The following is a 12,968-nucleotide window of genomic DNA, read 5'->3' on the forward strand; positions in this document are numbered from 1 at the left end:
AACGCTCGTGACACGCGAGTCCAACGCTCCGACACGTCGACGCGCGAAACCCGATTGTCGGGACGGTTGGACTCGCGGGGTTCGCGAGTTTGACGCTCCGGACACGCGAGTTCAACTTTCCGGACATCGGTTGGGCGTATCCGGTTGGGATCCGGCTCGCGAGTTCACGCTTCGGGCTCGCGAGTCCGTGTCCGGACTCGCGAGCCCGTCAATCGTGTCTGCGGGTCGCGCGTTCGTGTCGCGTCAGGTCAGTAGGCGTCGCCAGGTCGCGGTGTCGATCATTCGGTTGGCGACGACCCGTTCGCGGCGTGCGGACAGCAGTACCCGCGCCGCCTGGCCGACCTCGGTCGCCGCGTCCGCCGCGACCGTGCGCACCAGCAGCGGCCAGGTCGGCGTGCCGATGAACCCGCTCTCGTCCGCGGTTCGGCTGGCGTAGCAGGGTTCGTAGGCCGCCCCGCCGGAAACCTGCCGGACCGCGTCGAACGTGGCTGTGCCGAACACGCCGTCCGTCTTGACATCCGCGCCCTGTGCCCGCAGAAGATGTTGCGCGGCAAGGACTTTCGCTCCACGGTCGCCAGGTTTGAGCAGTGGCCAGGTTTCCACCTGTCGCACCGGCACGCCGAGCACCGCGCCGACCGCCTCCCGCAACTCCGGCAAACGTCCATAAAGGACGGTCCCGGGGCATTCGGTGGCGTTGAAGTCCCGGTGACCACGGATCAGATCCGGCGTGACCCCGTACTGCTGGGCGATGTAGGCGACCAACTGGACGAGCGAGTCCCACAACTCGGGCGTGACGTCCACATCGGAGTACAGGCCCTCGTTCTCGATCCCGATCGTCTCGCTGTTGTGGTCGCCGACGTGCGCGCCCATGACGTGCTGGGTGCCACCATCGAGGATCTCCAGGCTGCGGTGCCGGCCCTCGGTGATGTGCCCGCCCCTGCTGTTGGTCAACTGCTGTCCGGAGTCGACCCACCCGCGATCGTCCATATGGAAGGCCTGGATGCTGCGCGAGATCGCGAACGCGTGCTCGAGCGAATGGTCACTCGAGTTCCCGCCCGCGGTGTGGTGCACGACGATGTAGGTCGGAGTTCGGTCGAGCACCTCAATGGTGCCGTTCGGGGGCCGGGCGCCCCATTCGTCGCAGCCATACATCTGCGGCCGGTCGACCGCTTTCGCACCGGCCGCACCCGCGGCGACCGGAATTGTGGCGCCCAACGCGCCGACTGCTGTGACTGTGAAACCGCCGCGAATCAGGGCACGACGAGATACGGCCATCTTCGATCTCCCTCGACAATGGGGCATGATGCCCCAGATCGGTGACTGGCGCACTTGACGGTAGTCACCGCACGAGAGGACGACAAGAGTTCCCCAATTACCAGAGCATTCCGTTGCCGTTTGGCTCAGTGCTCTCCTGGCAGCGCGAACAGCCCGGTGTCGGTCTGCTCGACCAGCCCGTCGACCAGCAGCGAGTCGAGGCAGCGGTCGCGCTGGCCGGCGTCGGACCAGACCAGGTCCAGCCGGACCTTCTCGACCGGTGTCGAGGTGTCGCGCAGGACGTCGAGCAGCAGACCCCGGACCTGTCGGTCGGTACCGGCGAACTTCTGCACCGGCTTGGCCGGGCCGGCATAGGCCGGCTTGCCGGCACGTTGCCAGGCGCAGTCGGCGAACACCGGGCAGTCCGCGCAGCGCGGCGCCCGTGCCGTGCACACCACCGCACCGAGCTCCATCATCGCGGCCGACATCCGGGCGGCGAACTCGTCCTCGGCCGGCAGCAGCGCCTCGGCGTCGGCGAGATCCCGGGTGGTGGAGGCCGGTCCGGCGTCGCCGGCGCCGTGCACGGCCCGCGCGATCACCCGGCGCACGTTGGTGTCGACCACGGGACAACGTTTGCGGTAGGCGAAGGCGGCAACCGCGCGCGCGGTGTAGGCGCCGATCCCGGGCAGGGCGAGCAACGTGTCCACATCGGCGGGAACGACGTCGCCATGCTGCTGCGCGATGACCGTGGCGGCCTCTCGCAGGCGAAGCGCGCGGCGCGGGTAGCCGAGCTTGCCCCACGCGCGCAGCACGTCGGCCGGCGTGGCGGCGGCGAGCGCGGAGGGCACCGGCCAGCGGGCCAGCCACTCGTGCCAGGACGGCTCGACCCTGGCGACCGGGGTCTGCTGCAACATGATCTCGCTGACCAGCACACCCCAGGCCGAGGTACCCGGATCCCGCCACGGCAGGTCCCGGGCCCGCTCGGCGAACCAGTCGGTCAGCACACGGGCGTCGAGGCTCATCGCCGTGATGCTAGCTACCGCTGAAGACCTCGGTCAGCTCGGCGGTGTGCACGTCGTAGACGAAACCGCGGACCTGCTCGGTGTGCAGCAGGAACGGGCTGCGCCGGACCCGCTCGAGCGACTGGCGGACGCTGTCCTTGACCTCGCGGAACGCCTCGATGGCCCATGGCGGGCGCAGCTTGGTGTCCCGTTCGAGCTCGTCCTTGAACTCGTCCTCGGTGATCATCGACAGGCCGCACGAGGTGTGCTGCATGACGATGACCTCGCGGGTCTGCAGCTTGCGCTGGCTGATGGCCAGCGAGCGGACGATGTCGTCGGTGACCACGCCGCCCGCGTTGCGCAGGATGTGCGCCTCACCGTGGCGCAGGCCGAACACGTCGAAGACCTTGATCCGGGCGTCCATACAGGTCACGACGGCGAGATGGAGGCTGGGGACGGGGGTGGGCACTTCGGGGGCGCCGAAGTCGAAGCCCTTTTCGTGTCGTTCGAGCAGCTCGTCGATCGCTGTCATGGTCAACTCCCAGCCCACCGGGCTCTCACGTCTCAACATGTCCGCGACAGTGCGGCGGTGCTCTAGATTCCCACTCAATCATCCATTGGAACAACGCGACGCGGGTGCGGCAAGGTGGCGATGGTTACTCGCCGCAGTCGGCTTACCTGCGATGATCCCCCGATCGTGGGCTGAGTAGATACCGGGGATCGGGTCGGGTCGGGATTAGGTTCGAGCCATGCCCCCACCGAACGGTCCACTGCCTCCCGGCGTCTACGCGCGGCGCAGGGCGGTCGCGGCGGGGGCGTCGTTTCTCGCGGTGGTCGTGTTGGCATGGGTGATCGGCGGGTTCGTCGGTGCCGAGGACGAGCGGCCGGTGCAGGACGCGTCCGGTGAGGGCGCGGCGGCGCCGAGTTCCCCTTCCCCGTCGAGTCCGGCGGCGGGTGCGTCGTCGACATCTACCTCGACCAGCTCCGCGCCGACCTCCCGGCCGACGGTGTCCGCTGGTCCGCCGCGGCCCTGCGCGGACTCGGTGATCAAAGTGGTGGCTCAGGTCGGCGCGTCACGCTATCGGGTGGGTGAGCGCCCAGCGATGCGGTTGCTCATTGTGAACACCGGGACCGAGCCGTGTGTTCGGGATGTCAGCCGCAAGCTGCGTGAGCTGCAGATCGTGAGTGCGGATGGGCGCGAGCGGCTGTGGTCGAGCAACGACTGTTACGCACCGGCCGGCGCGGAGCGGCGGGTGTTGGCGCCCGGCAAGCCGATGGAGTTCGCGCTGAAATGGGCGGGGCGGACGTCGGCTCCTGGCTGTCCGCTGGCGAGACGGACCGTGCCGGCTGGTCAGTACCGGGTGATCGGCAAGTTGGGCCCCCTGGCCAGCCCACCGGCCCCGCTGACCCTGACCAGATGACGCGCTACGGGCCGAACCAGCGTTCCTCGGTCGTCCTCGGCGGCGCCGACGTCGTCCCGATCACCAGCTCCGTGTCCAGCGTGATGTGCCGGGGTTTGCTGTGCTCGGCCGCCCCGAGCAGCAGCTTGCCGGCCGCACGCCCCTTCTCCAGCACCGGCTGGCGGATCGTCGTCAGCCCGACCCGCTCCGCCTCCACGATCCCGTCGAACCCGGTCACCGTCAGGTCGTGCGGCACCCGCAACCCGCGCCGCTTCGCCTCCGTCAGCGCACCGAGCGCCAAAATATCCGACGTACAGATCAACGCCGTGACCTCGGGATTCCCGTCCAACAACTGGCCGGCCGCGGACTCACCGCTTGCCAGGCTGTGGTCGAACCGCTCCACCACCGGCACCCGCGCCCAGTCGACCCCGGCCGTCTCGAAACTGGCCGCCAGCGCGGACAACCGCTCCCGCTGCACGTGGAAATGCGCCGTCCGCTGCCGCTGCACCGCCGCGAACCCGTCGTTGCGATCCCGGGCAAGACGCATGCACAGCACACCGACGTTCCGATGCCCGAGACCGATCAACCGCCCGGCCAACTGCGCGATCGCCGCGTGGTCGTCGATCCCGACCAGGTCCACGCCCTCCACCCGCGGCTGGTCACAGACCACGGTGGGCACCGGGCGGGACAGCACGGCGGCCAGATGCGGGTCGTCGTCGGGCACCGAGTACACGACGAAGCCGTCGACCCCCGCGCTGTGCACGGCGGTGACGTCCTCCCGTTCAGGGTTCACCGGCACGAGGTGTAGCCCCTGGCCAGCACCTTCGCAGGCGAGGGCCAGCCCTTCGAGGAAGCCGAGCGCCGCCGGGTCACGGAACGCGTAGGACAGGTTCTCGGTGAGCAGCAGCCCGACCGCGCCCGCCTTCCTGGTGCGCAGCGAGCGCGCGACCGGGTCCGGGCCGGGGTACCCCAGCCGGCGCGCGGTCTCCAGTACCCGCCTGCGCAGCTCGGGAGACAGCTGGTCAGGCCGGTTGTAGGCGTTGGACACGGTGGTTCGCGACACGCCGAGCTCGGCGGCCAGCGACGCCAATGTCGCTGGCCGTCGCATGTGCATTGGCCGGGCCATGAGCTGACCGTAACGGTTCAGAAGCATGAGTAGAAGTCCAACGGCTCACAGCACTTTCACCAGATGGGTGAGCTGTAGTTCGCCCGGTCGAGCTACCAGGCCAGTTCAAGCCGTCGTATAGTCGGCTGAGTGTAGTCGGAAACGGTTTCCATTATCTATAGCGAGGCACGCATGGGTTCCCTAAGAGCAGCTCCCGTCATGGGTGGGCTCGCGCTCACCGCCGGACTGGTCATCACTCTGACCGGTTGCGGCGCGGGCTCGGGCGACGACGCCGCCGGCAGCGACGGAAAGATCGACGGAAAGATCGCCGTGGTCGCGTCCACCAACGTCTGGGGCAGCGTCGCCGCGCTGGTCGGCGGCGACGCGGTGAGCGTCGAGTCGCTGGTCAACGACGCCGCCGGCGACCCACACGCGCACCCGGACCGCCCGTCGGACGCGGCGGCGCTGGCGGATGCCGATGTAGTGCTCTACAACGGAGGCGGCTACGACGAGTTCTTCTCCAAGTTAGTGGACACCACCGGCGTGGACGTGCCGCAGGTCAACGCGTTCGAGCTGTCCGGCCACGGCGAGGAGGAGGGCCACGAAGAGGCCGGCGCCGAAGAGGAACACGGCCACGAACACGGCGCGGTCAACGAACACGTCTGGTACGACCTGCCGACCGTGCACAAGGTCGCCGACGCGCTGGCCGAGGAGTTCACCGCCATCGCGCCCGACCAGCGCGCCACCTTCACCGCCAACGCCGAGGCCATCGCCACCGACCTGGACACTCTGCTCGCCAAGGCCGCCGACATCGGCAAGGCCAACCCCGGCGCGCAGGTCATCGCCACCGAACCCGTCGCCACCTACCTGCTCGAGGCCGCCGGTCTGACCGACGCCACGCCGCCCGAGTTCTCCGAGGCCATCGAGGAGGAGACCGACCCGCCGCTGTCGGTCGTCGCGCAGACCACCGACCTGATCGCCAGCGGCGACGTGTCCGTGCTGATCAACAACGCGCAGACCGAGACCGCTGTGACCAACTCCATCAAGGACGCCGCGACCCAGGCCGGCATCCCGGTCGTGAACGTGACCGAGACGCTGCCCGAAGGCGTCACCGACTACGTTGAATGGATGACCACCGAGGTGGACGCCCTGGCCGGCGCCCTCAACGAGTCGTGACCGCCGAGCCGACCATGACCCTCGACCAGGCCACGACCACCCCGGCCACCACCGGGGTGGTCGCCCTGCGCGAGGCCACCCTGGGCTACGGCCAGCGCACCCTCTGGTCGGGCCTGGACCTGGACGTCGCACCGGGCGAGTTCGTGGTCGTGCTCGGACCGAACGGCTCCGGCAAGACCAGCCTGCTGCGCGTACTGCTCGGCCTCCAGCCGCTGACCTCGGGCTCCGTCCGCGTCGTCGACGCCCCACCCGGCCGGGGCAACCGCAACATCGGCTACATCCCCCAGCAGCGGGCGATGGAGGAGAGCCTGGTCATGCGCGGCCGCGACCTGGTCGGCCTCGGCCTGGACGGACACCGCTGGGGCATCGGCCTGCGCGGCAGACGAACCCGCCGCACCAAGGTCGACCACGCGTTGGCCGCGGTCGGCGCCCAGGACTTCGCCGACGCGCCGGTCGGCCGCCTCTCCGGCGGCGAGCAGCAGCGGTTGCGCGTGGCCCAGGCGCTGGTCAGCGACCCGGAGGTGCTGCTGTGCGACGAGCCGCTGCTGTCGCTTGACCTGGCCAACCAGCAGGTGGTCAGCACGCTGATCGACCAGCGGCGGCGCGCGGCCGGCACCGCGGTGCTGTTCGTCACCCACGAGATCAACCCGGTGCTGCCGCTGGTGGACCGGGTGCTGTACCTGGTGGACGGCCGGTTCCGGGTCGGCCGCCCGGACGAGGTGATGACCTCGGCGACGCTCTCGGAGCTCTACCGCACCAAGATCGAGGTGGTGCGCGTCGGCGGGCAGATCCACGTCATCGGCGCCCAGGCCGGGCTGTGCGAGGAGTCGGCACATCACCATCTGCACGACGAGGAACCCAGCTGATGGACAAGCTGTTCGACTTCGAGCTGACGGTCGACCTGCTCGAGTTCCCGTTCGTGCGCACCGCGCTGCTGGCCGCGGCGATCCTCGGCCTGCTCGCCGGGGTGCTCGGCCCGCTGATCGTCAGCCGCAACATGGCCTTCGCCGTGCACGGCACCAGCGAGTTGTCCTTCACCGGCGGCGCGGCCGCGCTGCTGCTCGGGGTGAACGTCGGGCACGGGGCGCTGGCCGGCGCGGTGGTCGCCGCGCTGGTGTTGGGGCTGTTGTCCCGGCGCTCGTCCGAGCACGACTCGGTGATCGGCGCGGTGCTGGCCTTCGGGCTCGGTGTCGGGGTGTTGTTGCTGTGGTTCTACCCCGGTCGCGCGTCGAACAAGTTCGGTTTGTTGGTCGGGCAGATCGTCAGCGTGGACTTCGCCTCGCTCGCGCTGCTCGGCGGTTGCGCGATCGCGGTGCTCGGCGTGCTGTTGGTGATCTACCGCCCGTTGCTGTTCGCCAGCGTCGACCCGGAGGTGGCGCGGGCTCGTGGGGTGCCGACCGGGCCGTTGTCGCTGGTGTTCGCGGTGCTGGTCGGGGTGGCGACCGCGCTGGGCGTGCAGACCGTCGGCGCGCTGCTGGTGCTGGCGTTGATGATCACGCCGGCCGCCGCGGCCTGCCGGATCACCGCCAACCCGCTGCGGGCGACGGTGTTGGCGGTGGTGTTCGCGGAGGTGTCCGCCGTGGGCGGGATCCTGTTTTCGCTGGCGCCGGGAGCGCCGGTGAGCGCGTTCGTCACCGCGATCTCGTTCGTGATCTACCTGGTGTGCTGGGTGGTGAGCCTGGTGCGCGGCCGGGCGCGCGGCGTGGTCAGCCAAGCAGCAGCAGTACCTGCAACTCCCCGATGACCGCACCGATCACCGCGCCGACCGCGATCAGCTTCCACTCGTCCTGCCGGAAGGCGGGCCGCAGCAGACCCTCGTACTCGATCCGGGTGAGCCGGCGCATCCTGGTCGCGATGGTGTCCCGAATGTCCAGGGTCTCGGTCACGTAAGCCTCGGCATGCCCCAACGCCTCCGGTAGATATCGGATCACCCGATCCGCTGCCGCGTGCTTCATCTGGGTGAATTTCTCCGGCCCCACAGTGATCGAGATAAGCGCCCTCGCCGCACTGGCCTGCTCGTCGATCGTCTCCCGCACCACGCCGTGGATCCTGGTGAGCAGCTGATCGGACTGCGGCCCCCGCAACAGCGCGTCCACGAGATTGGGCACGGTCACCACGTCCCGGGCGACGATCTGCGCGTACCGCTTGGCAACGTCGTCGCGCCGCCGCTGAAAAACCCCCTGAAAGGTGAACGGCCCAACCCGCAAGCGCTGCCGGGGCAGGAACACCAACTTGATCGCCAGCCAGTCGGTGAACCACCCGATCACCGCGCCGAAGACCGGCAGCACCAGCGGAGACTTGGTGACCGCCCAAACCAGGGTCTGCACGACGCCGAGCACAAGCCCGAAGTAGATCCCACAACGGGCGAGAAAGCCCATCTCCGGCCGCGAGATGTCCCGGATGAGCCGGATCAACAGCCGCTTGTCCCGCGTGAGCGCGCCGACGGCGATCTGCTTGACGTCGAGCACGCCCTCGATGTGGTCCTGAATCTCGCCCATGATCCGCCGGACGAGTAGCGGGGTGCTCGTCTGTACTTGCTTGACCAGCAGCTCCTGCGCGAGCGGCGGCATCAACTCCCACAGCCCAGGCTGGTACTGCTCCATGATCTCGCGAGTGACGTCGTCGACCGCGAGGAGCAGGTGGCTCTCGATCTCCTTGGTCAACTGGTCCGGCTCGAGCCGCCGGAAGATCTCGCCGGTGTCGATGAGACGTTCGGTGAGCAGGTCGGCGGAGGTGCGGATCATGCGCTCGGAGTTGCGCGGCACCACACCCTGCCACCCCAACCACGGCTCCTTCAGCCCAACGAACCGCAACGGCCGAAACATCATCTCAATGGCCGCCCGCTTGGTGAGATACCCGATCACCGCCGCGATCACCGGCATGGAGACATAGATCGCCCAGTGCGCGACGAACTCATCAACGATGCCCATCGGACTGGATGATCCCCCTACGGCTCGCGCGTTCTCCTCGGGTCGCGGTCAGCCCACATCCTTGGTGACGAACGGCCTGAGCACCGAGGCCAGGGTCCACTGCTGGAGCCCCTGCGCGACGGAGAAACGAGCATGGCCGTGGCCGAGGGAAACCGGGTAATCCCAACATGACGACGACCAAGCCCAACGCTCCCCGCCGGAACATGAAGTCGAGGCAATCGAACATCAGGCGAGCCCACAAGACCACTTCGGACCCTGCTGAGCAGCGCTCACATCCCCGTCAGCGACGAGGCGGTGGTAGGGGATGCCATCGCCGTAACGAGCGGTGACTTTGCAGATGACCCGGATCCGGCCCTCGCGCATCGGGTCGATGCCGTTGATCACGTTTCGCATGGTGCCGGCGGGGAAGGTGTCCTCTCCGAGCGCGCTGCACTCCTCGGCCAGTCGGGGAATCGTCCAGTTGTGGTGGGCGAGCCAGTCGCGAATCACATCTCGGTTCAGTTTGGGCATGTGTTCACCGCCCGTGGTGGGGAGTGATGAGGGTGCAGTTCTGTAGTTCGCGGACCATGGCGACGGCCAGGACCCATCGGGCAGTGGGGTTGTCGTAGGACACGGTGGCGTCACCGATGTAGGTCGGTTCGGGACCACCGGTGTGGAGTGGGCCGTGTATCCCGGCGATGTCGTAACGGTTGGCGCGCACCAGCACCGCGCCGCTGCGTAGTGCCGGGCACACCCGAGTCGAGAGCTGGACGCAGGGCAGGCAGACCGGTGGTTCGGTGACTCCCATCCCGTTGGGCCAGTCGGGCCAGTCATCACGGTGGTCTTTGAGCAGCCACAGCACACCGTCACCGGTCTGATCGGCGGGGCCGGCGCAGACCTGGCACAACAGCCGACGCATGGCCCGCCGCTGACGTAGCGGATGCACCTTGCCGAAGAGCGGCCGGCCGATATTCGGGCGGAACGACATGCGGAACCAGAGCACTCCACGGTTGTCTCGATCGGTCACCGTTTCGTCGGCGTAGGCGATGCCACGACCAGGGACCTCCACCAACCGGTACGGCAGATCCGACTCCTCACTCCAGGTCGTGACGTAGGGAGCGACCACACGCTTGCCCGTGGCGGGAATCGTCACGCTAGACATCGCGGCGCCCCGTACGAAGGCTGTCCTCGGTCGGCCGCATTCTTGCCCGCCGTGCACGTCATGTTGAATTCCATGACTCAGTCCTGCTCTTTCTTCTTGTCGACTTGTTCCAGCTCCGCCCGACCGGCCGCGAGCGCGTCACCGAGTTGTGTGAGCACCGACCGGTCCACGATGAGGGCGACGGGGAACGCCTTGCCCAAGCGGATCTCGACCCGGTCCGCGTAGGCCAGCGTCCGCGAGCGGATCGGCAGGTCAGCGGTGATGTGTACCTGCACGACGTCGCGCACCGCGGTTCCTCCCGCGCTCACGCTGCGGACTTCTCAGCGGTGGGCTTGCTGCGTCCGGCGTCAGCCGGTGCGCGCAGGCCCGAGGCGCGGAAGTTGTGCGCGATCCGGCCCTTGTTGTTCGCGTATGGGGTGATGGTGAGCTTCTCGAACTCGACCGGGGCGATCGGGAACCCGGCGAGCTTCGCGGGCGGCACCGGCTGGTGATCGGCGCTGATCTTGATTTTGAACTCAGCGCCGAACCGGGCAGCCTCCTCGTTCGCGTCAAGAGCGCGGACCGTCCACACGAGCTGACCGGTCTCCTTGTCCCGCTCCTGCTGCTTGGGCGCGGACGGGGCGGCCGCGAACGCCATCGACGGTTCGACGCCGAGCACGAACGCCCCGAACGGGAAGCGGGTCGGGATGAGTGGCATGTCTGCCTCCTGTGTAGAGCTGGCGTGTTCAGGGCACTACCCAATGTCGTCATTTCAGGAGGACGGGCACACCGCACAGCAGGACTTCTAAGGACGTCCCTGATACTTTGAAGACGTCCCTAGTCGTCAACTCACCTCGGAAATCGACCAGAATGAGGAACGAACGCCTCCGCGACGCGCTCCTACGCAACGGCCTGGATCTCGACCAGGTCGCCAAGGTGACCACGGTCGACCCCAAGACCGTCGAGCGCTGGATCACCAAAGGTCGCTTGCCCTACCCTCGCCACCGCCGAGCCATCGCCGCCATGGTCCGCGAGAGCGAGAACTACCTGTGGCCGGATGCCATCGCGCCGGAACGCAAGACCGAAGATTGCCGAGTCCGAGGTGGTCAAGGTCTACCCACACCGCCACTCAGTACCCGCCGACCTGTGGGAACGCCTCCTCGGTGGAGCCATGGAGCACATCGAGATGCTGAACTACTCGGGCATGTTCCTTACCGACAACCCGACCCTGATCAAGAAGCTGCGGGCGAAGGCCGAACAGGGCGTGAAGGTCCGGATCTTGACCGGCGACCCGGCCAGCCGAGCAGTAGCCCGCCGCAGCGACGAGGAAGGTATCGGCAAGGGCACCCTCGCGGCCAAGGTCCGCAATGGGCTGGCGTTCTTCAAACCGCTGGATAGCGTGCCTAACGTGGCGATTCGCTGCCACGGCACCACGCTGTACAACTCGATTTACCGCTACGACGACGACATGCTCGTCAACACTCACGTCTACGGGTTCATGGCAGCTCACGCCCCAATGCTGCACCTGCGCAGGCTCGCGGGTGGCGATCTGTTCGAGACGTACTCGGAGAGCTTCGACGCCGTGTGGAACGCAGCCAAGCCTCCGAAGTGGTAGGCAGGTAACCGTGGCCCGTATCGACCATTACCGCAGCTCAGACGCGCCAGCGGCGAACAGCATCGTGGTAGCCGTGACCGCGTTCATCCAGGACGAGACCGGCCGGCTGCTGCTCATCCGCCGCACCGACAACGACCTGTACGCCATCCCCGGCGGCGCACTCGAACTCGGCGAGACACTGACACAGACCGTGCAGCGCGAGGTCATGGAAGAGACCGGCATCAAGGTCGAGGTCACCAGCCTGATCGGCGTCTACAGCGACCCAGCGCACGTCATCGAGTTCACCGACGGGGAAGTCCGCCAGGAGTTCTCCATCTGCTTCCGAGCCGATCCCACCGGAGGTGAGCTGCGCACAAGCAACGAGTCCAAAGAGGTCCTGTGGGTGGCGCCGGGTGACCTGGGCGGCTTGAACATCCACCCGTCCATCCGACTACGCATCCAGCACGGCCTAGAGGACCGCAGCGAGCCCTGCTACTCGTAGGAGATCCCCGCAGCACGCAACCGCACCTCCGTCCGCTCAACAGCCCCACGCAGCTCAGGCTCAGCCTGCCGGATGAAGAACGTCACCACATCCTGCGGGCCATAACGGCTCTGGATCTCCTTAATTCGCTCACCAAATGTGATCGGCTCCCCGTCGGGCGAGGTTGTCATGTCAGCCCACCAGAGTGCATCTCTGAGCGGCGTCTCCTCATCGCTCCACTCGGCCAACTCGGCGGACAACCCTCGAAGCTCAGCCTCCCTGTAAGCATAGGAGTGATGAGCCACCAATGCGACGAGCCGGGCGTTGATAGTGGCTTTGCTGAGCGCCCGAGCGCCGTCGAGTGGGTGGAAACCTGTCGTGGCTATGTGAGGGGAGTAACCGACATCGTGCAACACGGCAGCCGATATGAGGAGCTCGCCGTCTGCCTCCGCGAACATCGGCGTGGCTACTCGTGCACGGTTCGCCACGCCCTGTACATGTGACCATCGGCGTGGCCGATGCTGCGCTAGTAGCATCTCTGCTCTGCTGCAAGCCCATGGAACAAGGTCACACATGTACCGATCGTATGCTCTCCACTCATACCGCAACCGAGGCAGTCTCCGGGGAGATGACTGCGGTCTCGAATGGGGCGCCACGTTGCAGCACGCTCGCCATCCAGCGAAACGTGCCGGAGACGGGAGACGATCTTCTTCTCATGACGCATCATAGGCAAAGCGGCGAGGATTCCCCCGACGTAAACACGGGGTTGTGGTGCATAATGCATCCGGACGAATTGACGGCATCTTTCTATATTCCGCTGCCCGAGCCGATAGGCCTGCTTGAGGGATCAATGTTTCGGGACGTTGAGAACCTTGAGCAGGTTAGTACAGAATTGACGGAAAGTGTT

Annotated in this window: 17 protein-coding genes and 1 pseudogene; 7 read left to right on the forward strand and 11 right to left on the reverse strand. The window is 67.4% G+C overall.

The annotated features are described in order from the left end of the window. Positions 1-243: 243 nt before the first annotated feature. The 4 genes from ACYVIP_RS41060 to ACYVIP_RS41075 form a co-directional block, all read right to left on the reverse strand. Positions 244-1,275 carry a peptidoglycan recognition protein family protein gene (locus ACYVIP_RS41060; RefSeq protein WP_460406501.1) on the reverse strand — a complete coding sequence of 344 codons (1,032 nt, stop codon included), beginning with the start codon at positions 1,273-1,275 and terminating at the stop codon, positions 244-246. Positions 1,276-1,400: 125 nt separating this feature from the next. Next, entirely contained in the window at positions 1,401-2,276 is an 876-nt protein-coding gene (locus ACYVIP_RS41065; RefSeq protein ID WP_460406502.1) for an HhH-GPD family protein, read from the reverse strand. A 10-nt stretch (positions 2,277-2,286) separates the two neighbouring features. Next, on the reverse strand, positions 2,287-2,787 hold the full coding sequence (locus tag ACYVIP_RS41070; RefSeq protein ID WP_460406503.1) for a beta-class carbonic anhydrase: 501 nt from the start codon (positions 2,785-2,787) through the stop codon (positions 2,287-2,289). A gap of 252 nt (positions 2,788-3,039) precedes the next feature. Continuing rightward, positions 3,040-3,306, reverse strand: coding sequence for a hypothetical protein (locus tag ACYVIP_RS41075; protein ID WP_460406504.1), 267 nt, complete (start codon positions 3,304-3,306; stop codon positions 3,040-3,042). A 52-nt stretch (positions 3,307-3,358) separates the two neighbouring features. Here ACYVIP_RS41075 and ACYVIP_RS41080 point away from each other — a divergent pair, with 52 nt between their 5' ends. Then, positions 3,359-3,676 carry a hypothetical protein gene (locus ACYVIP_RS41080; protein WP_460406505.1) on the forward strand — a complete coding sequence of 106 codons (318 nt, stop codon included), beginning with the start codon at positions 3,359-3,361 and terminating at the stop codon, positions 3,674-3,676. 4 nt (positions 3,677-3,680) lie between these two features. Here ACYVIP_RS41080 and ACYVIP_RS41085 read toward each other — a convergent pair whose 3' ends face one another. Further along, positions 3,681-4,781 carry a LacI family DNA-binding transcriptional regulator gene (locus ACYVIP_RS41085; RefSeq protein ID WP_460406506.1) on the reverse strand — a complete coding sequence of 367 codons (1,101 nt, stop codon included), beginning with the start codon at positions 4,779-4,781 and terminating at the stop codon, positions 3,681-3,683. Positions 4,782-4,979: 198 nt separating this feature from the next. Here ACYVIP_RS41085 and ACYVIP_RS41090 point away from each other — a divergent pair, with 198 nt between their 5' ends. From ACYVIP_RS41090 to ACYVIP_RS41100, 3 genes are read left to right on the forward strand one after another with little or no spacing between them, the layout of a single operon-like run. Beyond that, entirely contained in the window at positions 4,980-5,936 is a 957-nt protein-coding gene (locus ACYVIP_RS41090) for a metal ABC transporter solute-binding protein, Zn/Mn family (RefSeq protein WP_460406507.1), read from the forward strand. A 14-nt stretch (positions 5,937-5,950) separates the two neighbouring features. Continuing rightward, positions 5,951-6,802, forward strand: coding sequence for a metal ABC transporter ATP-binding protein (locus ACYVIP_RS41095; protein ID WP_460406518.1), 852 nt, complete (start codon positions 5,951-5,953; stop codon positions 6,800-6,802). Next, on the forward strand, positions 6,802-7,680 hold the full coding sequence (locus tag ACYVIP_RS41100) for a metal ABC transporter permease (protein ID WP_460406508.1): 879 nt from the start codon (positions 6,802-6,804) through the stop codon (positions 7,678-7,680). The genes ACYVIP_RS41095 and ACYVIP_RS41100 overlap by 1 nt, the downstream gene beginning before the upstream one ends. Here ACYVIP_RS41100 and ACYVIP_RS41105 read toward each other — a convergent pair. The 5 genes from ACYVIP_RS41105 to ACYVIP_RS41125 form a co-directional block, all read right to left on the reverse strand. Further along, on the reverse strand, positions 7,643-8,866 hold the full coding sequence (locus ACYVIP_RS41105; RefSeq protein WP_460406509.1) for a DUF445 domain-containing protein: 1,224 nt from the start codon (positions 8,864-8,866) through the stop codon (positions 7,643-7,645). The two genes, ACYVIP_RS41100 and ACYVIP_RS41105, sit on opposite strands and share 38 nt — an antisense overlap. 225 nt (positions 8,867-9,091) lie before the next feature. Continuing rightward, entirely contained in the window at positions 9,092-9,376 is a 285-nt protein-coding gene (locus ACYVIP_RS41110; RefSeq protein WP_460406510.1) for a hypothetical protein, read from the reverse strand. A gap of 4 nt (positions 9,377-9,380) precedes the next feature. After that, positions 9,381-9,998 (reverse strand): hypothetical protein, encoded by a 618-nt coding sequence (locus ACYVIP_RS41115; protein WP_460406511.1) that lies wholly within the window; start codon positions 9,996-9,998, stop codon positions 9,381-9,383. 86 nt (positions 9,999-10,084) lie between these two features. Continuing rightward, positions 10,085-10,315, reverse strand: coding sequence for a hypothetical protein (locus tag ACYVIP_RS41120; protein WP_460406512.1), 231 nt, complete (start codon positions 10,313-10,315; stop codon positions 10,085-10,087). After that, on the reverse strand, positions 10,312-10,704 hold the full coding sequence (locus tag ACYVIP_RS41125; RefSeq protein ID WP_460406513.1) for a plasmid replication, integration and excision activator: 393 nt from the start codon (positions 10,702-10,704) through the stop codon (positions 10,312-10,314). The genes ACYVIP_RS41120 and ACYVIP_RS41125 overlap by 4 nt, the downstream gene beginning before the upstream one ends. A gap of 152 nt (positions 10,705-10,856) precedes the next feature. Between ACYVIP_RS41125 and ACYVIP_RS41130 the strand changes: the two are divergent. Further along, positions 10,857-11,601, forward strand: a pseudogene (locus ACYVIP_RS41130) (DUF5919 domain-containing protein). A gap of 10 nt (positions 11,602-11,611) precedes the next feature. Beyond that, entirely contained in the window at positions 11,612-12,082 is a 471-nt protein-coding gene (locus ACYVIP_RS41135) for an NUDIX hydrolase (protein WP_460406514.1), read from the forward strand. Here the strand turns inward: ACYVIP_RS41135 and ACYVIP_RS41140 are convergent. Then, a complete protein-coding gene (locus ACYVIP_RS41140; protein ID WP_460406515.1) occupies positions 12,073-12,519 on the reverse strand; it encodes an HD domain-containing protein in 447 nt (148 codons plus the stop codon). The two genes, ACYVIP_RS41135 and ACYVIP_RS41140, sit on opposite strands and share 10 nt — an antisense overlap. A 41-nt stretch (positions 12,520-12,560) precedes the next feature. Here ACYVIP_RS41140 and ACYVIP_RS41145 point away from each other — a divergent pair. Further along, positions 12,561-12,968, forward strand: a 408-nt coding sequence (locus tag ACYVIP_RS41145) for a hypothetical protein (protein ID WP_460406516.1), incomplete at its 3' end; no start/stop codon positions are given.

It is taken from the genome of Actinophytocola sediminis (genome assembly GCF_054779715.1).